Source organism: Pseudoalteromonas sp. QJM3NY_22 (assembly GCF_056173065.1).
In genome coordinates this window covers 414,511-438,649 of sequence record NZ_CM149655.1, presented here as the reverse complement: position 1 = coordinate 438,649, position 24,139 = coordinate 414,511, and the positions used below count along the sequence as shown (strand labels likewise).

20 protein-coding genes are annotated in these 24,139 nt (G+C 39.4%); 7 read left to right on the top strand and 13 right to left on the bottom strand.

Annotation, left to right across the window (positions count from 1 at the left end):
• Positions 1 to 22: 22 nt before the first annotated feature.
• The 6 genes from aroK to AC0VZ4_RS02040 all read right to left on the bottom strand — a co-directional run bounded on the left by aroK (position 23) and on the right by AC0VZ4_RS02040 (position 5,573).
• Positions 23 to 541, bottom strand: a complete 519-nt coding sequence (gene aroK, locus AC0VZ4_RS02065; RefSeq protein ID WP_006793103.1) for a shikimate kinase AroK — start codon at positions 539 to 541, stop codon at positions 23 to 25.
• A 184-nt stretch (positions 542 to 725) separates the two neighbouring features.
• The gene (locus AC0VZ4_RS02060) at positions 726 to 2,819 is read right to left on the bottom strand and encodes a type IV pilus secretin PilQ (protein ID WP_475440760.1); all 2,094 of its coding nucleotides are present in this window, start codon (positions 2,817 to 2,819) and stop codon (positions 726 to 728) included.
• Complete coding sequence (locus AC0VZ4_RS02055; protein ID WP_007378658.1) at positions 2,806 to 3,342, bottom strand: pilus assembly protein PilP; 537 nt, start codon at positions 3,340 to 3,342, stop codon at positions 2,806 to 2,808. The genes AC0VZ4_RS02060 and AC0VZ4_RS02055 overlap by 14 nt, the downstream gene beginning before the upstream one ends.
• On the bottom strand, positions 3,339 to 3,944 hold the full coding sequence (locus AC0VZ4_RS02050; RefSeq protein ID WP_475440759.1) for a type IV pilus inner membrane component PilO: 606 nt from the start codon (positions 3,942 to 3,944) through the stop codon (positions 3,339 to 3,341). Before AC0VZ4_RS02050 ends, AC0VZ4_RS02055 begins: the two co-directional genes overlap by 4 nt.
• Positions 3,934 to 4,506, bottom strand: a complete 573-nt coding sequence (locus AC0VZ4_RS02045; protein ID WP_475440758.1) for a PilN domain-containing protein — start codon at positions 4,504 to 4,506, stop codon at positions 3,934 to 3,936. The genes AC0VZ4_RS02050 and AC0VZ4_RS02045 overlap by 11 nt, the downstream gene beginning before the upstream one ends.
• Complete coding sequence (locus tag AC0VZ4_RS02040; protein ID WP_475440757.1) at positions 4,494 to 5,573, bottom strand: pilus assembly protein PilM; 1,080 nt, start codon at positions 5,571 to 5,573, stop codon at positions 4,494 to 4,496. The genes AC0VZ4_RS02045 and AC0VZ4_RS02040 overlap by 13 nt, the downstream gene beginning before the upstream one ends.
• Positions 5,574 to 5,704: 131 nt before the next feature.
• On the opposite strand from AC0VZ4_RS02040, the gene AC0VZ4_RS02035 reads away from it, so the two are divergent.
• Positions 5,705 to 8,206, top strand: coding sequence for a penicillin-binding protein 1A (locus tag AC0VZ4_RS02035; RefSeq protein WP_475440756.1), 2,502 nt, complete (start codon positions 5,705 to 5,707; stop codon positions 8,204 to 8,206).
• A 44-nt stretch (positions 8,207 to 8,250) separates the two neighbouring features.
• Here AC0VZ4_RS02035 and metL read toward each other — a convergent pair whose 3' ends face one another.
• Complete coding sequence (gene metL, locus AC0VZ4_RS02030) at positions 8,251 to 10,596, bottom strand: bifunctional aspartate kinase/homoserine dehydrogenase II (protein ID WP_475440755.1); 2,346 nt, start codon at positions 10,594 to 10,596, stop codon at positions 8,251 to 8,253.
• Positions 10,597 to 10,601: 5 nt separating this feature from the next.
• Complete coding sequence (metB, locus tag AC0VZ4_RS02025; RefSeq protein WP_475440754.1) at positions 10,602 to 11,849, bottom strand: cystathionine gamma-synthase; 1,248 nt, start codon at positions 11,847 to 11,849, stop codon at positions 10,602 to 10,604.
• A 199-nt stretch (positions 11,850 to 12,048) separates the two neighbouring features.
• Here metB and metJ point away from each other — a divergent pair, with 199 nt between their 5' ends.
• The gene (gene metJ, locus AC0VZ4_RS02020; protein ID WP_007378651.1) at positions 12,049 to 12,369 is read left to right on the top strand and encodes a met regulon transcriptional regulator MetJ; all 321 of its coding nucleotides are present in this window, start codon (positions 12,049 to 12,051) and stop codon (positions 12,367 to 12,369) included.
• A gap of 72 nt (positions 12,370 to 12,441) precedes the next feature.
• Here metJ and AC0VZ4_RS02015 read toward each other — a convergent pair whose 3' ends face one another.
• Together AC0VZ4_RS02015 and rpmE are read right to left on the bottom strand one after the other, a co-directional pair.
• The gene (locus tag AC0VZ4_RS02015; protein WP_008137651.1) at positions 12,442 to 13,683 is read right to left on the bottom strand and encodes a malic enzyme-like NAD(P)-binding protein; all 1,242 of its coding nucleotides are present in this window, start codon (positions 13,681 to 13,683) and stop codon (positions 12,442 to 12,444) included.
• A gap of 523 nt (positions 13,684 to 14,206) precedes the next feature.
• Entirely contained in the window at positions 14,207 to 14,422 is a 216-nt protein-coding gene (gene rpmE, locus AC0VZ4_RS02010; protein WP_007377245.1) for a 50S ribosomal protein L31, read from the bottom strand.
• A gap of 232 nt (positions 14,423 to 14,654) precedes the next feature.
• Between rpmE and priA the strand changes: the two genes are divergently transcribed.
• The 5 genes from priA (at position 14,655) to AC0VZ4_RS01985 (ending at position 19,764) form a co-directional block, all read left to right on the top strand.
• Positions 14,655 to 16,841, top strand: a complete 2,187-nt coding sequence (priA, locus tag AC0VZ4_RS02005; RefSeq protein ID WP_475440753.1) for a primosomal protein N' — start codon at positions 14,655 to 14,657, stop codon at positions 16,839 to 16,841.
• Positions 16,842 to 16,861: 20 nt separating this feature from the next.
• Complete coding sequence (locus AC0VZ4_RS02000) at positions 16,862 to 17,389, top strand: SPOR domain-containing protein (RefSeq protein ID WP_007377247.1); 528 nt, start codon at positions 16,862 to 16,864, stop codon at positions 17,387 to 17,389.
• Positions 17,390 to 17,468: 79 nt separating this feature from the next.
• A complete protein-coding gene (gene hslV, locus AC0VZ4_RS01995) occupies positions 17,469 to 17,987 on the top strand; it encodes an ATP-dependent protease subunit HslV (RefSeq protein WP_002958366.1) in 519 nt (172 codons plus the stop codon).
• A gap of 11 nt (positions 17,988 to 17,998) precedes the next feature.
• Complete coding sequence (hslU, locus tag AC0VZ4_RS01990; RefSeq protein ID WP_002958365.1) at positions 17,999 to 19,327, top strand: HslU--HslV peptidase ATPase subunit; 1,329 nt, start codon at positions 17,999 to 18,001, stop codon at positions 19,325 to 19,327.
• Positions 19,328 to 19,389: 62 nt separating this feature from the next.
• Positions 19,390 to 19,764 carry a gamma-butyrobetaine hydroxylase family protein gene (locus tag AC0VZ4_RS01985; protein ID WP_475440752.1) on the top strand — a complete coding sequence of 125 codons (375 nt, stop codon included), beginning with the start codon at positions 19,390 to 19,392 and terminating at the stop codon, positions 19,762 to 19,764.
• Between the two features lie 30 nt (positions 19,765 to 19,794).
• Here AC0VZ4_RS01985 and AC0VZ4_RS01980 read toward each other — a convergent pair whose 3' ends face one another.
• The 3 genes from AC0VZ4_RS01980 to AC0VZ4_RS01970 all read right to left on the bottom strand — a co-directional run bounded on the left by AC0VZ4_RS01980 (position 19,795) and on the right by AC0VZ4_RS01970 (position 24,118).
• Positions 19,795 to 21,681 carry a methyl-accepting chemotaxis protein gene (locus AC0VZ4_RS01980; protein ID WP_475441600.1) on the bottom strand — a complete coding sequence of 629 codons (1,887 nt, stop codon included), beginning with the start codon at positions 21,679 to 21,681 and terminating at the stop codon, positions 19,795 to 19,797.
• Positions 21,668 to 23,107, bottom strand: coding sequence for an IS66 family transposase (gene tnpC, locus AC0VZ4_RS01975; protein WP_475439674.1), 1,440 nt, complete (start codon positions 23,105 to 23,107; stop codon positions 21,668 to 21,670). Before tnpC ends, AC0VZ4_RS01980 begins: the two co-directional genes overlap by 14 nt.
• A 249-nt stretch (positions 23,108 to 23,356) precedes the next feature.
• Positions 23,357 to 24,118: an IS5 family transposase gene (locus AC0VZ4_RS01970; RefSeq protein ID WP_475439610.1), complete on the bottom strand. Its 762-nt coding sequence runs from the start codon at positions 24,116 to 24,118 to the stop codon at positions 23,357 to 23,359.
• Positions 24,119 to 24,139: the final 21 nt, after the last annotated feature.

Below are 24,139 nucleotides of genomic sequence, written 5' to 3'. Positions count from 1 at the left end.
GTCTTCCTTTATTATTAGTTTTTTAAAAATCTAATTTCTCGATGATTTGGTTAGCAACAACTTTAGCGCTTTGCTCATCAGTGCGTACAACAAAATCAGCCACTTCTTTATATAACGGTTCGCGTTCTTCTGCTAAGCGCTCTAGTACATCACGAGGTGCTTCTTCAGTTTGCAGCAATGGGCGACGCTTGTCGCGTTGTGTGCGTGCAACTTGCTTTTCTATAGGTGTCTCTAGGTATACTACTATACCGCGAGCAGAAAGCTTGTTTCGAACTTCTTTACTCATTACTGAACCACCACCAGTTGCAAGTACAATACCTTGCATCTCAGTTAAGTCGCCAATAACAGATTCTTCACGAAGTCTAAAGCCTTCTTCACCTTCAAGATCAAACACCCAGGCAATATCTGCACCGGTACGGCGTTCGATTTCTTGATCAGAATCAACAAATTCAAGGTGTAATTGATCGGCAATGTGACGACCAATTGTGCTTTTTCCAGCCCCCATGGGGCCAATTAGAAATATATTACGTTTCTCAGCCATATCTTTTAGTACAAACGAACTCTAAAATTTGAAATAAAACCCCGCCTAACGACCTGGCCCCAAAATTAAGGAGGGGATTATCTCAGTAATTGCTGGGGTATTTCAAGTCAATTAGAATAAAAAGCCATATAACGAGCAATTAATCTGAATAATCGCCCATTGGTTAACAAAAATACGCCTAATTTTAGTCTATTTGTATTTTTGGTGTTACAAAAATAAGTAATTCTCTCTTTTCGTTAAACTCACTTGTACTCTTAAACAGCCTTCCTAAGTACGGAATATCACCAAGTAGAGGTACTTTTTTAGTCGAATTTATGATTTGCTGCTGAAAAATACCGCCGAGCACGATTGTTTGCCCATTTTCCACTAGCACTTGTGTCTGAATTTGCTGAGTATCAATTGCAACAGCTGGCCCAGTTCCTGTTTGAACTGTATCTCCTCGCGTATCTTGAGTAATAATTAAATCCAAAATAACTTTATTATCAGGAGTTATATGAGGTGTTACTTGTAAACTCAGTACTGCTTTTTTAAAGCTAACCGTTGTCGCACCACTAGAAGCTGACTCAACATAAGGTATTTCAGTACCTTGCTCTATTCGTGCTTGTTGTTGGTTTGCAGTAGTAATACGAGGGCTCGCAATAATCTCACCTTTGTTTTCTTCCTCAAGAGCTGTTAACTCTAAATCAATCAAAGTACCGTTAGCTAACTTGGCGATATGCATGCCGATACTTGCTGATGGATTTGTCACGGGTAAATTCACGTTTAAACGATCAGAGATATCAGGAATGATACCATTTGATATTGTATTAGCGCCTTCAAGTGTACCTGATATGCCATCACTGCCCTGCTGGTCGCTAAACCCCCAACGCACACCTAAATCTTCGGTTACATTATCACGCACGGTTACCATACGTGATTCGATTACAACCTGTCTAACCGCTATATCAAGTGTTTCGACCATGCGTCGCACGCTCTCAATACTTTTGGCCGTATCTTTGAGTAATAATGTATTAGTACGCTTATCAACAGATACGCTACCACGTTGAGTGATAATACTATTTGTATCTGTTTTTAATAAATCAGCAAACTCTTCTGCTTTTGCGTAGTTTAAACGAATGTATTCACTGTAAAGCGGCTCTAAGTTTTCTACGTTCTGCTTTGCTTGTAAATCTTTAGCTTCACGTGCTGCAAGCTCTTCTGATGGGGCAACCATCAAAATAGAACCATCCATACGCTTGTCCAAGCCTTTAATTTTAAGTACAACATCAAGCGCCTGATCCCAAGGCACGCCATCTAAGCGTAATGTAATATTGCCTGTCACCGAGTCACTAGTGACTAAATTAAAGTCATTATAGCCCGCTATGATTTGTAACACTGCACGAACGGAAATATCTTGAAAATTTAATGTCATTAGGCGGCCTTGGTAATCTTTACCACCATCTAAATATGCATTTTGCGTTTCGTCTTTTTCCACCGTTAAAGTAAGAATATTATCTATTTGTTGGTAGGTAAAAGTAAAAGCGGCATTTGGTTCAATAACAACGCGGCTTAATCCATCTTCTTTAAAAGTTTCAATGCTGCTTACTACGGTGCCAAAATCGAGTACATCTAACTCATACAGTAAGTCATCTAAAATATCTGTATGATGAAAATCAGCAATAATTTTACCACCACTTTCATGCACTTCTATTGCGGCTTGAGTATCTTGTAAGAACACCAGTATTTTTGCCTCGCCCTTCTCCCCCCGACGAAAGTCAATAGACTGAATCCGATTGATATAATTTCCAGACACTACATCAGAGTTAGTTGCTTCATCATCAACGTCTTGCTCTGTTAATGGGTTATCAGAAACACGTAAAGACACTAAATTATTATTAACTTCCGTCTCATAGATTTTCAAACGAGTAAGATTTATTGTTACTTTTAATCCCTTATCAGTAAGTACATTAGTAACATTATTAATGCCAGCTTGGTTTACCTGTACATTTTCAAGACCTTGCTCTAATTGTGCCGAATCAAACATCATTTCAATTCGTGCCGGGCTATTAAATACTTGTATTTTTGGTTCTTGCGTTAACTTTTCATCAAATACCAGCTGCAACTCGGTTTCACCCTTGAGTAATGGGTTATAACGAATATCATAGAGCAACGGCGCTGCAATAGCTGAATTGGCTATAACCAGAGCTAAAGTTGCAAATAGAGCTCGTTGAATACGGTTGTGCCAAAGTACACCCTTATGCATTTTGTTCTTACCTTTTTTGTTATTAACCTGCGCCATTGGTTGCCGCCTCTAACATTTCTAATTTAGTCAGGCGCTCTTTCCAACAACCAGACCCATCTGGGATTAATTCTATTAACTCAATATAATCATTATTTACTGATTGTACTTTGCCATCATAGCTACCTAAATAATTACCGACTGTAATACGATGTAAAGTATCGTCTGTAGCTGTAATGAGCGCCCAAGCTTGTCCACTTGATCCGATTGTTCCTTTCATAGATAAATTATCCAATGGGTATTTTTCTAAGGTTTCACGTTGGCGTTCAGGATCCGGATGTAAACAATTTTTAACTTGAGTTAATTTGTTTTGGATTATTTCAGGCTGCGGGGCCACAAAAGGACTCCTTAGCTGCCCAGCGTTATATTCAAAATGCTCGAACTTTGTTAATTCAGGAATTGCTTCAACTCTAGCAGTCGTACTCGCTTTAACTTGATCTATAAACTCTTTTTGTTCTGAGGTATCGTCGTTACAACCACTTAGCAGGAGAGCAACTATAGGAATAAAGGAAAAATGCTTCACTTTACCTCCCCTTCTTCATAGCGATAAGTTTTTGCCACCACACTAAATGTTAACTGCTTTTCGCCTGAGGATGAAATAGAAAAGTCGTGTAAGCTCACAATACGCGGCAATTGAGCCACTTTTCCCACAAATTCACCAAACTCATGATAAGTACCTACAACCTCTATTTTAATAGGTAGCTCAGTATAAAATTCTTTTTCAACTTCTGGCAGCCAGCCAATCTTTAAAAAAGTTAAACCACTTGTAGTTCCCACATAAGATAAATCATCTAATAAACCAGGGGTTTCATTTGAGGTTGGTAAACGCTTTAATAATTGAGAAAATTTCTCCTCCATTTTAAGCATTTGTTTACGATAAATATCAAGCCTGCTGGCTACAGCATATTTGGTACGATATGTTGTTCGTAATTCAACTTCTTTTGTAACAGCATTATGGTAACTATCAATTTCATCAGATACCAATAAGCTATAACTAAAAAATAGCACTAAAGCAGCAACAAATGTAGCGAAAATAACCTTAACAGCAATTGGCCATTCGCCAATATTATCAAGTTCAATTTCATTCCAATCAATATCACTAAACGCTTTTAAATCAAGGTTCATTTGGAACCTCACCAATTTTATCAAATGGTTTAACGTAAAACTCCATATTGAAATCACTAAGTAAACGAGAAGATTGATTGCCAGCAACAATGCCTTGCATTGTTGGGCGCTCTAATAAATATGAGTTTTGTACTTCTCTAAGCATGTTGGAGAGGCGGTTATTTGATTCACTGCGCCCTAATACATGAATTCTATTGCCTCGACGTTCTAACTTAGTTAAATAAACACCAGCGGGGACTATTTTAGCAACTTCATCCATTATTTGAGTGCCTAAGTTACGACTGCTCTGCAATTCTTCAATTAGATGCATACGTTGTTGTAAGTTTTCTTTCCTATAATCTAAATCTCTAATATCACTAATTTTCTTATCTAATAGACTAATTTCTGAACTGAGGTAGTTATTTTTTAAATTCTGTCCATCCTTTAAAGCAGTATAGAACGAGTTCAATACATACATACTTGCAAAACAAACAATAACAACAGCAATTAAAATAGTAACAAATTTCTTTTTTGACTCTTGGCGTTGCAATTCACGCCAAGGTAATAAATTTATATGTGGCATGATGAAAAATTCCTTAATGCCAGTCCTGTCGCAATAGCAAACTGTGTTCTATGGCGTTGCATTACATTACGGTCTACCTTGGGAGAAATCTCCATATTAGTAAACGGTTCTACAACAATGGAGTGGATACCAAGTTCTTCTATTAATAAACGATCTAGCCCATTTATCATGGCAGTTCCACCGGTTAGAACAATATAATCAATTTGGTCTTTACCGCTGGTAGTCAAAAACATCTGTACCGCTCGACGTACTTGTTGAAGTAATGATGTTTGAAAAGGAGCAAGTACTTCAAAAGTGTAATTTGGTGGAAGGTCACCCGATGTTTTTCCAATTTCAGCTTCATCGAACCCTTTATTATAGTAAGCAACAATACTATTGGTATATTGATCGCCGCCAAAAACTTGATCGCGGGTATATATTGTTTCACCGGCTTGTACAACACTCACCAACATCAACACAGCACCAATATCAACTACAGCAACACACTTATTAAAGGCATCGCTTGGTAACTGCTTGTAATAAACATCCATCGAACGGCTCAATGCATAGCTTTCTACATCAACAACTTCCGCTTCTAAATTTGCAACTTCTAAAGCGCCAACTCGCGCTTCGACACTTTCTGTGCGGGCAGCAGAAAGTAACACATTCATTTTACTTGGATCGGCTTCATTTGTTGATAATTTTTCAAAATCCAAGCTAACTTCATCAAGGGGGTATGGAATAAGGCTATCAGCCTCAATTTCAATTTGTGATTCAAGTTCAGCGTCAGTTAATGACACATCCATAAAAATAACTTTAGTAATAACTGTTTGGCCAGAGACGGCTACAGCAGCAGATTTTAGTGATTTTGGTAACTTTCTTTTTAGTTTTGATATTACATTACCAATTGCTTCAATATCTTGAATAATACGTTCGCTCATTGCGCCCTTAGGCATTGGTTCAATCGCTAATGCTTCAAGACGAAATCCAGTTTCAATTTCACTTAAAAGTACCGCCTTGATAGAGTGCGATCCAATATCAATTCCTACCATCATTTTTGACGGCTTTTGAAATAGTTGACTTAGCATGTTTGAAACTTGGCCTTTGTTTTAATAATAAACAAGTTATAATTTTTATCTTAAAAAATATTATTCATTTTTTAATCAATATATACTAGCAGTCTCCATACATAATTGGGAGTCCATTTAGGGAAATATAAGTGATTTTATTAAAACGAACTTTACAATTTTTTATCATTTGCACATTACTTGGACTGATTACTTTAATCAGTCTTTATTACTACGTTAAACCTGATATTCCAAGTGTGCAAGTTTTAAAAGATGTGCAATTACAAACTCCAATGCAAGTATTCACTAAAGATGGCCTTCTGATAAATCAATTTGGTGAAAAAAGACGGATCCCCGTAACGATTGACGAAATACCAAAACCTTTAATAAATGCATTTTTAGCAACTGAAGATAACCGTTTTTATGACCATGTGGGAATAGACCCTATTGGTATTGTTCGTTCTGCATTGGTTTTGATTTCAACAGGCACGAAAAAGCAAGGTGCAAGTACAATAACAATGCAACTAGCTCGAAACTTCTTCTTAACTCGTGAAAAAGCTTATATTCGTAAAGTTAAAGAAATTTTTATAGCGCTTCATATAGAAAATTTACTAACGAAAGACGAAATTCTTGAACTCTATTTAAACAAAATAGAACTAGGTAACCGTGCTTTTGGTATTGGCGCTGCTGCACAGGTATATTACGGAAAAGAATTAAAAGATCTTACACTTGCCCAAATGGCGATGATTGCCGGCTTACCCAAAGCGCCATCAGCTTTAAACCCGATCCGTAACCCAACTCGTGCAAAATCTCGTCGCAATGTTGTTCTTGGCCGCATGTTAACAGAAAACTACATAACACAAACACAATACAACGATGCCATCAGCCAACCTATTACAGCTTATTTTCACGGTGCAGAAATTGATCTGTATGCTCCTTATATTTCTGAAATGGTGCGTGCAGAAATGGTGGCACGTTACGGAATAGATAAAGCCTATAACTCAGGTTATAAAATATTTACTACTGTTGAGTCACAAGTTCAAAAAGCGGCACAAACAGCACTCATCAATAATTTACACAATTATGATATGCGCCATGGTTATAGAGGCCCTGTTAAAACGTTGTGGGATCCAGAAACACAGCCTGTATTTAGCAAGTCTCAAATACTCAGTGAGCTAAAATCTGTAAATGAGTTTGGCCAACTAAAAGCGGCCGTTGTAATCGCAGTGAATGACAAAACAGCTGATGCATTACTTAAAAGTGGCGAGCAAACCACACTAACTTGGGATAACCTAAAGTGGGCTCGTAAATACATTACGCGTTATCGCCAAGGCTTTGCACCTAAAGCAGCCAATGAAATACTCGCACCCGGCGAACAAATTTGGTTACGTAAAAATACCAACGGTAGCTATTTACTTAGCCAAATTCCTGAAGCATCTAGTGCCATCGTTTCTCTTGACCCACAAAATGGGCGCATTAAAGCGATTGTGGGTGGTTATAGTTTCGAACAAAGTCAATATAACCGAGCAGTACAAGCTAAGCGCCAAGTAGGCTCTAATATAAAACCTTTTATTTACTCTGCTGCACTGGAAAAAGGCTACACCTTAGCCTCAATATTAAACGATGCACCAATTAACCAATGGGATAAAAGCCAAGGTGTTGCATGGCGACCAAAAAACAGCCCCGCTGTTTATAATGGACCTATTCGTATTCGTCGTGCTTTAGCACAATCTAAAAACGTTATTTCGGTGCGCTTGTTACGCGGAGTTGGCCTACAGCGTACGGCAGAGCACCTACTAAAATTTGGCTTCAAAAATTCAGATATTAATCGCAGTGAATCACTTGCGCTTGGTAGCGCTTCTATTACGCCGCTTGAACTTGCACGCGGTATGAGTACTTTTGCAAATGGCGGGCATTTAATAGAACCCTACTTCATTTCTGAAATTCAAGATGCTTATGGTGACGTGTTATTTAAAACAAATCCAACAGAAGCTTGTGACGATAGCGATAGTACGTTAAGCGTATTGAACAACGATGTAACAATGCAGAATTTCGAAACTGAAAAGCAACAAGAAAAAAAATGCGCACCACGGATTATCTCTAAACAGAATGCATTTTTAATTGCTGATGCAATGCATAGTGGTATTTGGGGCGGTGGTAGTTGGGCACATAAAACAGGCTGGAGCGGAACAGGCTGGCGTGCTCAAGCATTAAAGAGACGTGATCTCTCAGGTAAAACAGGCACGACTAATGACTCTGTAGATACTTGGTTTAGTGGCTTTAATCGTAATGTACTAACGTCTGTATGGGTTGGGTTTGATAACCCCGGTAACTCGTTAGGCCGCTCAACATATAATAACAACCTTGATAGCAGTCAAATCTCAGGGGCAGAGTCAGGGGCTAAAACGGCGCAACCAGCATGGATTGAGTTTATGAAAGTGGCACTTGAAGATGCACCAGAAGCGCCTATAGAACCACCCGAAGACTTAGTCTCTATTCGTATTGATTTAGCAACAGGTTTACTGAGCCACAAAAACGATTACACAAGCCGCTTTGAATATTTTGGCAAAGGTACAGCCCCAACTAAGTATGTACTTTCCCAACCTACCGATATATTTGAGGAAGATACAAAAACAGAAGAAGAGCTATTTTAAATAGCTTTAAATTAAAACGGCAGCCACTTTAGGCTGCCGTAATGCTAACTTAAATTTTGGACCAGCCAATACAAATCAGAATGTACACCCGCTGCAGTGACCTCTTTACCAGCACCAGGGCCTTGGATAACGAGCGCGTTATCGCTATACCACTTACTATTTATAACAAAAATATTATCTCCTGGCGTTAAACTAGCCAAAACATCACTTTGTAATACATACGCGATACCGACTTTCGCTATTACTTCATTTTCTGCGATTTCGAGCAAGCCTGTATAACGAAGCACCGAATTTTGTGCCTTAGCTCTCTTTGCATGCTCTTGAATAAAGCTATCTAACTGGGATTTTTTACTTAAAAAATCATCCCAACTCCCTTGCGCAAGCTCATCAGGCATCAATGCCGAAAGACTAATATCCTCAAGATTTAATTCAACCCCCAACTCTCTGGCTAAAATAAGCAGTTTTCGCTGCATATCACGCCCAGATAAATCCTCGCGAGGATCGGGCTCCGTAAAACCCATTTTTTGCGCTTCAAGCACTAAATCTGAAAATATAATCGAACCATCATACTTACTACACAACCACGATAACGTCCCAGAAAACACGCCTTCAATACGTGTTATTTTATCGCCACTATTTTGTAAATCAGCAAGCGCAAAATTAATGGGTAAACCAGCCCCCACACTGGTGTTATAACGCCAATGTAAGTTACGTTCAGAGATACATATACGTAGTGCTTTATACCAATTAGTAGGAGCTGTACCTGCATACTTATTAGCACTTATTAAATGACAATCCATTTCTACAAAATCAGGATATAACCGGCTAAACTTTTCACTCGCTGTTATATCTACAATCACTTTATGTTCGTAATCAAGTTCATCAATTGCATTTAATAATGTTTGATTTTGATAATCAGACGCTTCAAGTTGAAACTGGGTTTTCCATTGCGATACACCAATCCCATTAGGATTAAAGAGCATTTTTTGAGAGCGCACTAAGCCAACAAGCTTAATACTAAAGTCATCTGATAAGCGCTCAACTTGAGTAGATAACTGTTCAATAAACACCTCACCTACATTACCAAGTCCAGCGACTATTAAAGCAATTTCCTGCCCTTTGTTAATCAGCTTATCGTGTAATATGCTAAGTATATCGCTATCAATCACTTGATCGGTAAGTAATAAAATATAGCCGCTATCTTGGTGTGCAAATCGTGGTTCAATCGCATGTACATTTAATAAATTAATCGCCAATAAGTGCAATTTACTAATATCTTGCTCTGGCGCTATCACAGCACACCCGTGTAAGCTCGATTCGTTAATATTAGCTCGACCTTCAAAATAGCTAATAACCTGATGCGTCGAAATAGCTGGCACAACTAAGTACGTCTCACCATTTTGACTAAAGTGATGTAAGCTATGCTGAATAAGCTGACTCACATGCGTAATATCTCCTTCACTTAAGTTTTCAACTATCAATAAATCAATATTTTGTAACGTTGTAATAAAACGCTTTTGTTTGGCACTACCTTCTTTAACGATGTCAGTAGAGCTAGCTTGTACATCAAAGCTACTTCGTACTGATAATTTTATATCCGTATTTTTAAGAGGAGATAATGTTTTAGCATGTAATACGGGGTTACCTAGCCGTGCTAATAAATTGGCCTGTCCACGACACACCTTCGCGTATTTAATCGCTTTACTAACTTTACGAGGGTCGGTACTAAATACACCTTGTGTGTCAGTCCAAATACAGACTTGTTTTGCATGACAATAATTAGCGAGTAAGGTCGCACTATAATCACTTCCATTACGACCAAGCGTTACAGTATCCCCAGTTGTATTGGCTGCAATAAATCCAGTTACAACGTTAATTTTATTATGCGCAATTAAGTTTGCGCACTGTTGAGTATTTTGTTCATGTAATAACTGCCCATCATTTAATGCAAATAAAACGCGCGCATCGTGAACACACGCATCAACATTAAGCTCCTGCAGGTAAGCAGCGAGTACGCGTGCTGACCATAACTCTCCATGAGCAAGCAATTGGGCTTCTTGTAGCTGCCCTGTTTGCGCTAACAGCGTTATTGTTGATAACTCTTCATTCAATATTTTTAGAGCGTTATGCTTTGTATTAGCTTGTAATAACTGCTCTATTAAATCTATTTGATGATTATTTAACTGTAATAAAATATCAGCAATTACATGTGTATCTTGCTGTTGATAACTTTGCCATAACTTAACTAGTGTATCGGTTGTTTTCCCAGCTGCTGATACCACAACGCAATCACCAGGTTGTGTGTGCTCTAATATAATACCCGCAACAATTTTGTAACGCTGTGCTGAACTTAAACTCGAACCGCCAAATTTATGTATGTTTTTAGTCATTTTAGTTACCAGAGCGCGGGGTAAGCGGCACTTAACTTAGCATCACCGCTCGATGTTCCCGCACCTTTAGTTAATCGATTTGTATGGTTTTTTCTGCCAGGTTTTACAAGTGTAAATACACGTTCAAGATCTGTTAATAAATCTTCAATGTCTTCTATTCCGACAGAAACACGAATAAGCGTATCACCAACGCCGGCTTCTAAGCGCGCTGTTGCATCCATCCCTGCATGCGTCATGGTCGCAGGGTGGCATATTAAGCTCTCAACGCCGCCTAGAGACTCAGCTAAACTAAAGTTATGTAGACTAGTTAAAAATGCCGCAGCATCGCTTATGTCGCCTTTAATATCAAAGCTAACCATGCCACCAAAACCAAGCTGCTGTGCTTTAGCTAATTCATGTTGAGGGTGCGACTCAAGCCCAGGGTAATAAACTTGGCTAACGAACTCAGATTCTTCGAGATACTTAGCTATTGCTAATGCATTTTCTTGATGCTGCCTTAAGCGCACATTTAAAGTACGTAAACCACGAAGCGTTAAATAGCTATCAAAAGGTGCCCCAGTGATACCAATGTTATTAGCCCACCAAGCAAGCTCGTCACCGATCTCTTGTGTTGCAGCAATAACAGCGCCGCCCACTACATCTGAATGTCCGTTAATATATTTAGTGGTTGAATGCACCACAATATCTACACCAAACTTAATCGGATTTTGTAAAGCAGGCGATAAAAATGTATTGTCAGCGGCCACCAGTGCACCACACTGCTTAGCAATATCAGTAACCGCTTTAATATCAGTTAAACGTAGTACAGGGTTACTTGGTGTTTCAATCCAAATGAGTTTTGGTTTAATTACTAATATTTTTTGAAGACTTTCTGGTTTTGTTAAATCTAAAACCTCAAGCTTTAGCAAGCCACGCTTTTGCAGGGACGTAAATAAACGGTAGCTTCCACCGTAGCAGTCGTGTGGGATCACTAACGTGTCGTCGTAATTAAGCAGCTGAGTTGCTAAATGCACAGCCGCCATGCCTGTGGCTGTAATTATGCCGCGTACTCCACCTTCGAGTTCAGCAAGGGTCTCGGCTAAGATATCGCGGTTAGGATTACCGCTGCGGCCATAATCATATTGGCGTTTAGTATCAAAATCGGCAAACGAATAAGTAGTCGATAAATAGATTGGCGCGACCACTGCACCGTGGTGTTTATCGGCTTCAACGCCACTACGGACCGCAATGGTTGCTTTGTTTTTTTCGCTCATATTCGTCACCTGATTAGCTTGGATGTTTAGACGTCTAAAAGAGTAGTTTATTCAATTTGAGAAGTCAAAACATTTAAACAGCTAGATGGCCAAACAACTAGTATTTGACTATCTTTTTTAAATCGATAGAATTTCACGCATATTCACACGCATTTTAGCGCATGTGAGCAATTAATAATCTGAGGCAACGATACATCTTATGGCTAAATGGAATGGTGAGTATATTCACCCATACGCAGAACACGGGAAAAAATCAGAACAAGTTAAGAAGATCACCGTTTCGATCCCACTGAATGTATTAAAGGTATTAACTGACGAACGTACTCGTCGTCAAATTAATAACCTGCGTCACGCAACAAACAGTGAGCTACTATGTGAAGCGTTTTTACATGCATTTACAGGTCAACCTTTACCTAATGACGATGACTTACGTAAAGATAACGCTGAAAAAGTACCAGAAGAAGTGAAAAAAATAATGCAAGAAATGGGGTTAGAAGTCCCTGTTTTAGATGACGAATAAATAGATAAAGTAAAATAAAAAAACCTCAGTAATTACTGAGGTTTTTTTATGATTAAATTTTACGGTATAGATTTACTGCATATAGCTTTCTGGCAAATCAATTTGTGCCACACCCGACTCAACAGCAGCAAGAGCAACCGCTCTTGCTATACGTGGTAATAAACGTGGATCCATCGGTTTTGGAATAATATATTGAGCACCAAATTCCAGCTTATCAACACCGGCAGCTTTTAAGACCTCAGCTGGTACAGGCTCTTTTGCAATGCTACGAATCGCTTCTACTGCTGCTATTTTCATTTCATCGTTAATTGCACTTGCGCGCACATCTAGTGCACCACGAAAAATAAACGGGAAACACAAAACATTATTCACTTGGTTTGGATAATCAGAACGCCCTGTCGCCATAATTAAATCGTTGCGTGCGCTGTGAGCAAGTGCGGGGTCAATTTCAGGGTCGGGGTTTGAGCACGCAAACACAACCGGCTTATCAGCCATCAGTTTTAAATCATCGGCTGCTAACAAATTAGGCCCAGATACACCAACAAATACATCAGCATCAGCAATAACATCTTGCAACGTACGCTTATCCGTATTGTTAGCGAATAGTTGTTTGTACTCGTTTAAATCATCACGACGAGTATGAATAACGCCTTTACGGTCAAGCATGTAAATGTGTTCACGCAGTGCACCACACTTAATTAACAGTTCCATACAGGCAACTGCAGCCGCACCAGCACCTAAACATACTATAATAGCCTCTTCTATCGATTTCTCTTGCACTTCAAGTGCATTCAACATACCAGCGGCTGTTACAATTGCAGTGCCGTGTTGATCGTCATGAAAAACCGGAATACTACAGCGCTCAATCAATGCCTTTTCAATTTCAAAACACTCTGGGGCTTTAATATCTTCAAGATTAATACCACCAAATGTATCGGCAATATTAGCAACCGTGTTAATAAAGTCTTCTGTTGTTTTATGCTTCACTTCGATATCAATAGAATCAAGGCCTGCAAAGCGCTTAAATAACAGCGCCTTGCCTTCCATTACAGGCTTTGATGCCAAAGGGCCTAAATTACCCAAGCCCAAAATTGCAGTACCATTAGTGATAACTGCAACCATATTACCTTTACCGGTATATTTATAAGCATTTGCAGGATCAGCAGCAATTTCACGCACAGGTTCAGCAACACCTGGGCTATATGCTAAAGCTAAATCTTGAACCGTTTCGGCAGGCTTGGTTAGCTCAATGCTGATTTTTCCTGGAACGGGATGAGAATGGTAATGTAGTGCTTGTTCACGAAAGTCTGACATAACGCGATTGTATCCTGCAATTTAAGTTAAAGTGAGAGGTGTTGTCTGGGTTACGATACCCTTATTATTTTTAAATTCCAAGCAATATCAGGTCTATCCTGTCATATGCTAGATTCATTAATTTTAAGAGGTTTTTCAGTAACTTTGCGAAGATATAGCGACATTTCATAAATAGAAATTCATATAAAAAGCATTTTTAGAGGTACTTTTAGCCGCGAGCCATTTTCTCTAAAAACGACTATCAAATTTTTAGTATAAATAACTATAAACAGCTTAATAGTCTACTTTAAAAACATTTATCTTCACGTTAGCTACATTTAACAACTTAGTTAAAAAATGAACACTTCAAAATATAGAGACTATTACGTACTTTGTCTGCAAAGGTTTATGCATACTCAGAATAAGAACAAGAAATAGTTATGCAAAGGAGATAACGTATAAATAGGCAGGAAAAGCACGTAAAGATAAATTTCAGGCACAAAAAAAGCACCCTAAGGTGCTTCTTTTAACTAAATAGCAAAAATTACTTCTTGCTACCAAGTGCACCGAAACGCTTGTTGAAACGATCAACACGTCCGCCAGTGTCTAAAACTTTTTGCTTACCAGTGTAAAACGGGTGACACGCAGAACATACGTCTAAGTGAATGTTTTTACAAAGAGTAGAGCTTGTTTCGAATTCATTTCCGCATGAACATGTTGCTGAAATTACTTCGTACTTAGGGTGAATACCTTCTTTCATAGAAACCTCTAGTTAAGGCCGCATCGCTCTCCAAACCCGTAGTTTGGTACCATACGTCGTTAAAACAAATTTGTTGGTGGCGGATTTTATCCAACAACTACCGAGCACACAAGGTTTAATTATAATTTTTTGCTAAAAAAGTAACCAAATAATAAAATGACTATAATTTGCTAGTAGGTTTTTAACTGTATATTTAGTACATTACACCATTAATTTTATTGGTTGAGTTGTTATGCGTTTTGTTGAAGTTGCTATTAAAGTCCCATTACCGCGCACCTTTGATTATAAATTAGATGAACAGCTCCCAGGCTTGGTTTCTGATCTGAAGCCCGGAATGCGCGTTTTGGTACCCTTTGGTAATCAGCGTAAAGTGGCTATTATATTAGCAGTAAAAAAGAGTACTGAAGTACCCGAGAGTAAAATTAAAAGCATTTTTGAAGTTATCGACGATACCCCAATATTATCTAGCGAACATTTAGATCTCCTTAGTTTTACAGCGCGTTATTATTGTTACCCACTCGGCGAAACGATTCATATAGCTCTGCCTAGTGCACTACGCCAAGGTGAATCACCAGACAAAACAAGCATTAACATGGTAATGCTTACCGAAAAAGGCGCTAAAGTACCGTCATTAAAAGCTAAAACTCAACTCAACTTATTAAAGCAGTTATCACAATCAGGTAAGTCATCGTTAACCGAACTAAAAGCACTTGGCTTTAGTAAAAAAACAATAGATAGCCTCATTGATAAAGGACTTATCACACAAACTATCGAACACGATAACCAATGGCAAAGCGTTGCGCCAACCGTCGGTAGTAAACCGGTACTTAATAAAGAACAAGCAGTGGCCTGTACAGCAATCAATCAAAGTACCGGTTTTAGCAGCTTTTTATTAGAAGGCGTAACGGGCAGTGGTAAAACTGAAGTGTATTTACAGTGCTTAGAAGAAGTATTAAAACGTGGCGAGCAAGCCCTCGTACTCGTGCCCGAAATCGGCCTAACACCGCAAACGGTAAACCGTTTTCGTCGCCGCTTCCCAGATACACCTGTTATGCTTTGGCACTCAGCACTTACCGACAACGAACGCCTACAAACATGGCGATTTTGTGAAAAAGGCAGTTGTGCGATAGTTATTGGCACACGTTCGAGTATTTTTCTGCCATTTTTAAAACTCGGTATGATTGTTGTTGATGAAGAACACGACTCGTCATTTAAACAACAAGATACCCTTCGTTACCATGCTCGTGATTTAGCCGCTTATAGAGCTTTTCAGCATAAAATTCCGCTTATATTAGGCAGCGCCACACCAGCTTTGGAAACGCTCCACAAAGCACTTAATAACAAATATCAGTTATTAAGCTTAACCGAGCGCGCGCAAACAGCGACTGACAACCAGTTTAAGTTACTCGATATGAAAGGCCAACCCGACCAAGCAGGTATTGCACATGCAAGCCTTGCCACTATGCGACAGCATTTAAACCGCGGTAAACAGGTTATGGTGTTTTTAAATCGTCGAGGTTTCTCACCCACTCTTATTTGCCATGAGTGTGGCTGGCTAAGTGAATGTAAACGCTGCAGTACCAGCGCCACTTTTCACAAAGCGATTGGGCAAATGATCTGCCATCACTGTGGCGACCAGTACCCTGTTCCTCACCAATGCCCTGATTGTGGCAGCACGCAAATATTTCCTAACGGCAAAGGCACAGAGCAAATTGAAGAATTTTTATCAACCGAATTCCCTGATACACCCGTTACTCGTATAGACCGCGATTCAACTCGCCGTAAAGGTAGCCTTGAAAAAGCACTTGATGAAATAAACCTAGGCGGTGCACGCATTCTAGTAGGCACACAAATGCTTGCCAAAGGCCATCACTTTGCAGATGTAAGCCTTGTTATAATTTTAGATGTAGATAGCGGCTTATACTCATGCGACTTTAGAGCGACAGAACACTTAGCGCAATTAGTCACCCAAGTAGCGGGGCGTGCTGGACGTTCAGGAGAGCCTGGCCAAGTGTTATTACAAACACACTTTCCAGAGCACCCACTTTTACAAGACTTAGTTAATAACGGTTATCAGGATTTTGCCCGTTTTGCTCTCAGTGAGCGCGATGATGCGGACTTACCGCCCATTACAAATATGGCCATTGTGCGTGCACAAGGACATAGTATTAAACTAGTCGTCGATTTTTTGACGGATTTGGTTCCTGTGAATGGGGTATCTGGTATACAATTGCTCGGTCCGATCCCTGCCCCACTTGAAAGAGTCGCAGGTATGTATCGTTTTCAATTGCATATTCAAGCGCAAGATCGTCGCATATTACATCAGTACCTTGCGCAAATGGTTGATTATTTAAGCTCAAGCAAACTTGCACAAAAAGTGCGTTGGAGCTTAGACGTAGACCCTATAGACATGATTTAGGTTAAGGCCAAAATAACGCTATGGCACAGCACGATTACATTAACAAAAAACCAGCAAATAGAAAAAACACTAAAAAAGCACCCACTAAAAAACCATTTCCAATTTTTTTAGTGAGCATTGCTATTTTACTTGTAGGTGGTTTCGTTTACGGATTATGGTTTATTAAAAGTAATGCCGATCCAAAACTTGTCGAAAAGCAAGCTCACCCAACTGCGCCTGAAAAAGTAGAAGTTGTTATTCCACGTACACCGGAATTTATTAAAGAAATTAGAAACCACGAGATTCAAGTTGAAGTAAAAGAACTTGAGCAAAAAGGTCCTTATGTTATGCAATGCGGTTCGTTCAGAACTCATGCACAAGCTGAATCGTTAAAAGCTAAAATCGCATTTGCAGGGCTCATTTCTGAGATAAAACAGGCTGAAGGCAGCAATGGTACTTGGTATAAAGTACGTTTAGGCCCTTATAAAACCAAACGCCAAGCCGAAAGCGATAAAAACAAACTTAAACGTGTAAAAATAGTCGGCTGCGGAATTTGGGGCTGGACTTGAAAATAAACCATTCACCCATATAACCTCATCATAATCGTTTTTTACGAGTTGCCTCTGCAGCTCGATGATGAGGAATAACATGACTACTATCGTAAGTGTTCGCCGCGGCGACAAAGTTGTAATTGGCGGCGATGGCCAAGTGTCTCTTGGTAACACCGTAATGAAGGGCAACGCCCGCAAAGTTCGACGCCTTTATAATGGCAAAGTAATCGCTGGTTTTGCCGGCGGTACTGCTGATGCCTTCACTCTTTTCGAACGCTTTGAAAGCAAATTAGAAATGCACCAAGGAAACCTAACTAAAGCCGCAGTAGAAATGGCTAAAGATTGGCGAAGTGACCGTGCACTTCGAAAACTCGAAGCGCTGCTCGCTGTAGCAGACGAAACAGCCTCTTTAATTATTACCGGTAACGGTGATGTGGTTCAGCCAGAAAACGACCTAATTGCAATTGGCAGTGGTGGTAACTTTGCCCAATCAGCAGCAACAGCCTTATTAGAAAATACCGACTTAAGCGCTCGTGAAATAGTAGAAAAAAGTTTAACTATTGCAGGCAACATCTGCGTATTTACTAATAACTTCCAAACAATCGAAGAATTATAATAGGAACTATTATGTCTGATATGACCCCAAGAGAAATTGTTCACGAGCTAGATCAGCACATTATAGGTCAGGCTAAAGCAAAAAAAGCAGTGGCTATCGCACTTCGTAACCGCTGGCGCCGCATGCAACTCAAAGAAGATTTACGCAGCGAAGTAACACCAAAAAACATTTTAATGATTGGTCCAACCGGTGTAGGTAAAACAGAAATTGCCCGCCGATTAGCAAAACTTGCTAACGCACCCTTTATTAAAGTAGAAGCGACTAAGTTCACTGAAGTTGGCTATGTTGGTAAAGAAGTTGAGACTATCATCCGCGATTTAGTCGATGTATCAATTAAAATGACTCGCGAACAGCAGACTAAGAAATTTAAACATCGCGCCGAAGAAGCTGCAGAAGAGCGCATTTTAGATGCCCTTTTACCACCAGCGAAAGATCAATACGGCGAAACGCAGCGTGATGATAACTCATCAACTCGCCAAGCGTTCCGTAAAAAGCTACGTGAAGGTCAGCTAGATGATAAAGAAATTGAAATCGATTTAGCACAAGCACAACCAAACGTAGAAATTATGGCGCCTCCTGGTATGGAAGATATGACCAACCAGCTACAAAGCATGTTTCAAAACATGGGCGGCGATAAGCGTACTAAACGTAAACTAAAAATCAAAGAAGCCTTCAAACTATTAACGGAAGAAGAAGCCGCTAAATTAGTAAATCCTGAAGAGCTAAAAGAACAAGCTATTTTTGCAGTAGAGCAAAACGGTATTGTGTTTATTGATGAAATAGACAAAATTTGTAAGCGCGGCGATTCTTCAGGCCCTGATGTGAGCCGAGAAGGTGTTCAGCGCGACTTGCTACCGCTAATTGAAGGCTCAACAGTAAACACTAAACACGGCATGGTTAAAACTGACCATATGTTGTTTATTGCCTCTGGTGCGTTTCAGATGGCAAAGCCATCAGATATGATCCCAGAGCTACAAGGTCGCTTACCGATTCGAGTAGAACTTGAAGCACTCACTGCAGATGACTTTAAACGCATCCTTACAGAGCCTCATGCATCGCTTACTGAGCAACAACGCGAGCTACTTAAAACTGAACAGGTATCAATTGAGTTTAGTGATGATGCAATTGAGCGTATTGCTAAAGCCGCTTGGCAAGTTAACGAAAAAACCGAAAACATCGGTGCTCGTCGTCTTCATACTGTAATGGAAAGATTGATGGAAGAGATTTCATACGATGCTTCTGAAAAAGCAGGTTCGTCTTTAGTAATCGATGCCGCTTATGTTGAAAAACACTTAGGTGCACTTGTTGAAGATGAAGACTTAAGCCGCTTTATTCTATAAAACGAATATAAACGTTATACTAAAAGCCTCCATATTGGAGGCTTTTTAATGGGATATATTAAATGAAACACGTAACAAAAGTGCATTACCACAGTGTGAGTAAAAACCTAGATGTTTACTTTGATGATGACAGCCAAGCCGTCTTTAGCTGTGAATTCTTACGTGTTCACTCCCCTTCTGCTGAAGTGCAAGGCCATGGCTCTGGTCCAATGAAGCTAGTACTTAATAAGCAAGATGTAGGAATAAAAAGTATTGTACCTGTTGGACACTATGCCTTGCGCTTAGATTTTGATGATGGCCATAATAGCGGGTTATTTAGCTGGCACTATTTTGTAAAACTGCAAGAGCAGCACGATACATTGTGGGCTGAATATTTAGAGCGTGTAATTGAGCTCAAGCAAAGTAAAGACAGTGTACCAATAAAGTTTATTCCTTAAACTTTATTGGTTATTTTTTACAAGCTTTATTTATACCTTAAACTTATCAATCGCGCTAAATAACACACGAGCCTGCTCAGATACTTCTTCACTTGTTTGTGCATTGTTCGCGGCATGCCCTGATGCATCTTGAGCAATATCACGAATACGCACTACATTTTTATTAACCTCTGACGCCACTTGGCTTTGCTCGTCAATTGCGACGGCTATTTGAGTACTCATTTCCATTATAGTTTGTACATCTTCCGTAATTGCACCTAATAATTCTCCAGCCTTAATCGCTTGCGAGGCACTTTCATCGCCTTGTGAACGACACTGATGCATAATACTCACAACTTCTTGAGTGCGCTGTTGTAATGTATTAATAATCCCTTCAATCTCGCTAGTAGACTCTTGTGTACGTTGTGCAAGTGAGCGGACTTCATCTGCTACTACGGCAAAACCACGACCATACTCACCAGCTCGAGCAGCTTCAATTGCAGCATTAAGTGCGAGTAAATTTGTTTGCTCAGCAATACCACGGATCACATCAAGCACAGAACCAATTGTCTCCCCATCTTTTTCGAGCTGTGATACCACACTCGATGCATTCCCAAGGGATTCAGATAGGTCTCTAATATGCTTAACCGTTGAATCCACTTCATTACGCCCTTGCTGTGCACTTAAGTTGGTCGATTCCGCTTTTTTGGCTGCTGCTTCGGTATTATGAGAAATATCTTGAATAGTCGCCTGCATTTCAGTTGCCGCGGTTGCTACCATATCTGCTTCATGAAGTTGCTCTTGCATACCTGAACTTGTTGCTGCAGTGCTTTCTGATAAATGCTCAGTGGCTACATTAAGCGTATTTAAAGCCGTGTTGACTTCATTTATTAAGTTTCTAAAGTCACCAATGAGGCTATTAAAATCGATTGTCATGGTGGTAATTTCATCTTTACCTGTTTGCTCTATCATCACACTTAAATCATTATTACGACGAATGTCGTTAATGGTGTGATAAACACGCTCTATAGGGACAATGATTGAGTGACTGGTAAAGTAAACAAGCGCTAGAACAATCACACCTGCAATTACAAAAACCAAAATGGCTAAAAATTGTGCTTGCTCTACACTCTTTTCAACTTGTAGTTTTGTTTCTTTAACAATTTGAGTAACAATTACATCGCTTTTATTGACGCTTTCTCGCATCACACCTAACGCACCAGAATCAAGGTCTAAGCCTAATACTGTTTGCGCTTGTACAAGTGTTTCAAACTCATTTTGATACATATCAATCAAAGGGGTTATTTTTGCTTTGTAGCTGCTTAGCAGATCAGTCGATGCTATCTGTTGCTTAAACGTATTTATGCCTTCATTAAATCGCTCTAAGTATTTAATATCAAATCTCAGCATAAAATCTTTTTCTGAGCGCCTAAGTTGCAACATAGATGATAAAAGCTTGTAGTTTTGCTGCTCTTTCAGCAGTACTTCGACTTCATGCACAGCAGCTCTGAGCTTACCATATAAGCCATCTTTAGGATTCAGCCCAATCTCTTTTTGTAATTTAACAACAGTATTAAAATCATTGTTATAACTATTAATTAGTTGCTCAAAATGCTCAACCTGAGCAGCAGAAATACCTTGTTGGCTCATTGATTGCTTTAATTTTGTAATTTTACTACTTAACTGTTTAAAATCAGTTTCAAATTCAGTTAACGCTTCTTCGTGCTTATAAAATAGAAAATTTTTCTCATGTTTACGCAGTGCTAGTGCATGTACATTAAGCTCTTCTGCTAATTGAATAGTCTTATTTAAATTTAAGGTTGTACGTGATTCAAAAATGATCACACATAAAAGAATCACCATAGCTAAACCAACAACGACTGCGTTTAATTGCAAACGTCGTTTAATAGTTAAATTTTGGTAACTATTCAGCCACATTTTCAATAAATATATCAGGTAACTGATTTTTGAAGAGTAATTCAAGGGCTAGGCTTGCTGATACATGCTGTTTTCTGCAAGTCGAGAGGTAGCTTCTGATTAAACAAAACATCTCTGCACCTTGCATGCTTCTGAAGCACCCAGATATCTTTTGATGAACCTTGGTCATCCTAATATCATTCTCACCCTGGTTGTTGCTAAAAGGCACCGCCGTTTCCGTCATGAACCGTAAGACATCATCTTGATAATCTCTTAACCGCTCTAACAACGCTCTAGACTTTGTTCGTTTCAATCTGCCTCGCTGGCCTTTTACTCGGCTGTTTCTATCCGGTGGAGGGCATTTAATGTCACCTTGAGCCAATATTTGTTGATATTTCTCTATATAGTGAGCTTTTGTGTCTGCATCTAGCTCGGGGTTATCTATTTGATGTTTATTGATTTCAGTCAGTAGGGTTTGCAAATCCTTTGCCCATTGCATACCGTCTTGCTCCCATGCCCTTTCTAACTCTCGGATATGATGTGCATTACACAAGGCATGTTGGCACTGTGTATATTGATAATACGGTTTCCAGTGGTCGTGGCATAGTACCCCAGTAAAGTGAGGTAAAATATCGGCGTCATCCATCGCTATTTTCCCTCTTTTCTCATGCGGGTAAAAATACGTCCACCACGTCGTTGATGCACCATGAAGCCATCGTCGTTTACCACCTATATTAATCCCCGTTTCATCAACGTGTAAGGCTTGATAAGTCGTTTTCAGGGCTTTCTTGAGCGCGGCTTCTGCGCCGGAGGACTTTACCAAGGCCGCTGCTTGTTCATTAAAGTTAAATAAACTACCCGCACTGATTGGAATACCGAGTTGATCACAAAAATATTCTTCAATGCGGTTGTAAGGGAGTAATTGATATTGGGATAGGTAAACTGCATGGGCTTTTACACCAACCCCATATTGAATAGGACTGTTAACGTCTTCTGGAAATTCACCAATAAAACGCTTACCTTGCTCATTTTCCAGAATTTGTGCTTGGTATTCAGTGACCACTTTCCTGATATCTATATCGACAACCTGTCGTTTTTGAAAGCCAATTTCACGGTAGTGACCTTTCGGTAAAAAATCACGTTCAACTAGGATGATTTTGATCTCATCAGGCGTCTGTGTTTGGGTTAGTGTTTTACCTGCACGGCCTTTTTGACCACCCGCTGACTTGGCTGATTTCTCTTTGTTTTGTTTTTTTCGGTTGATGTCTTTTGATGGCGGGATACTGCTATTGTTACTGTTAAGTCCTAATTTACTTGCTAACATAACAACGACAACCAGAATGAGTTCAATAGACATCTTCAGCGCAGGCGTGAGAGTTTTACCTTCTTGTAATTGAGCTTTGGTTTTCTCAACGATTTCGTCGATGTTGATGCTGTTTAAATTCATTGAAGCTAGGGCTATTAGGTCATAGCCCTAGCTTGGCATACTGGCGGGATCGGTCAATAGTTAAAAAAGATCCTTTGAAAATAATTTACCATGGTGAATAGTTACAAATTTTGTAAAAAAATCATCGCAAACGCCTTTATTAAATATGCTTTAATATTATAGCTTATTGAGTCAAAGCAACTAATTAAATTAATAAATTTTTTATTTTATATAGTTGTTTAGGGGCTGTTGATCTTTGTAGTATATATATTAATCAGCCCATATTGGTAGCCACATCATAGTGAATGCTAAAGCGAGCATGGAATGATAATTCCGCTCAAGCTTTTCATACCGTGTGGCTATCCCTCTATATTGTTTGATCCGACCAAAGGCATTCTCAACTAAGTGCCTATATTTGTACATGCACCAGTCAATATCTTCATTACCCACTAAACTGTTATCCTTGCGTGGAATAACGGGTGTAGCGCTATTGTCACGAATAAACTCTCTTAGTTTTTCACTATCGTAGCCTTTATCTGCGACAACAACATTACTCGTTGGGCAATTGGCTACAAGTGACTCTGCATGGACGATATCATGCGTATTTCCACAGGATAATTCATAATAAACAGGCAATCCTCCGCTATCTACTGCAAGATGAATTTTAGTCGAATTACCACCTCGACTCTTACCGATTGATTCATTGTCAGCGGTTCTTGCACCGCAACTATGCTGGTGAGCCCTGACAATACTGCCATCAATAAAGATCCAATCCATATCAGCATAGTGGGATAACACTCGAAATAATTCATTCAAAATATCTTTTTTGGACCATAAATTAAATCGTCTATAAATAGCACTCCACGAGCCGAAATAAGACGGTAAATCTCGCCAAGGAATACCGGTACGCATCTTATAGAGTATGCCTTCGAGCGTTTTTCTATGCTCAGGCTTATTATAAATTCGACCACTTAAGTGCATTACTTTTGATAAGACATTCCATGTCGCGTCTGTTAACATTAATCTTGGCATGAGGGTTCGGTGTAACGTTTT

Bases quoted from the DNA above. Each gene is read 5' to 3' on its own strand.
- aroK (WP_006793103.1), bottom strand. From the start codon at position 541: ATGGCTGAGAAACGTAATATATTTCTAATTGGCCCCATGGGGGCTGGA.
- AC0VZ4_RS02060 (WP_475440760.1), bottom strand. From the start codon at position 2,819: ATGGCGCAGGTTAATAACAAAAAAGGTAAGAACAAAATGCATAAGGGT.
- AC0VZ4_RS02050 (WP_475440759.1), bottom strand. From the start codon at position 3,944: ATGAACCTTGATTTAAAAGCGTTTAGTGATATTGATTGGAATGAAATT.
- AC0VZ4_RS02045 (WP_475440758.1), bottom strand. From the start codon at position 4,506: ATGCCACATATAAATTTATTACCTTGGCGTGAATTGCAACGCCAAGAG.
- AC0VZ4_RS02040 (WP_475440757.1), bottom strand. From the start codon at position 5,573: ATGCTAAGTCAACTATTTCAAAAGCCGTCAAAAATGATGGTAGGAATT.
- metL (WP_475440755.1), bottom strand. From the start codon at position 10,596: ATGACTAAAAACATACATAAATTTGGCGGTTCGAGTTTAAGTTCAGCA.
- metB (WP_475440754.1), bottom strand. From the start codon at position 11,849: ATGAGCGAAAAAAACAAAGCAACCATTGCGGTCCGTAGTGGCGTTGAA.
- metJ (WP_007378651.1), top strand. From the start codon at position 12,049: ATGGCTAAATGGAATGGTGAGTATATTCACCCATACGCAGAACACGGG.
- AC0VZ4_RS02015 (WP_008137651.1), bottom strand. From the start codon at position 13,683: ATGTCAGACTTTCGTGAACAAGCACTACATTACCATTCTCATCCCGTT.
- rpmE (WP_007377245.1), bottom strand. From the start codon at position 14,422: ATGAAAGAAGGTATTCACCCTAAGTACGAAGTAATTTCAGCAACATGT.
- priA (WP_475440753.1), top strand. From the start codon at position 14,655: ATGCGTTTTGTTGAAGTTGCTATTAAAGTCCCATTACCGCGCACCTTT.
- AC0VZ4_RS02000 (WP_007377247.1), top strand. From the start codon at position 16,862: ATGGCACAGCACGATTACATTAACAAAAAACCAGCAAATAGAAAAAAC.
- hslV (WP_002958366.1), top strand. From the start codon at position 17,469: ATGACTACTATCGTAAGTGTTCGCCGCGGCGACAAAGTTGTAATTGGC.
- hslU (WP_002958365.1), top strand. From the start codon at position 17,999: ATGTCTGATATGACCCCAAGAGAAATTGTTCACGAGCTAGATCAGCAC.
- AC0VZ4_RS01985 (WP_475440752.1), top strand. From the start codon at position 19,390: ATGAAACACGTAACAAAAGTGCATTACCACAGTGTGAGTAAAAACCTA.
- AC0VZ4_RS01980 (WP_475441600.1), bottom strand. From the start codon at position 21,681: ATGTGGCTGAATAGTTACCAAAATTTAACTATTAAACGACGTTTGCAA.
- tnpC (WP_475439674.1), bottom strand. From the start codon at position 23,107: ATGAATTTAAACAGCATCAACATCGACGAAATCGTTGAGAAAACCAAA.
- AC0VZ4_RS01970 (WP_475439610.1), bottom strand. From the start codon at position 24,118: ATGCCAAGATTAATGTTAACAGACGCGACATGGAATGTCTTATCAAAA.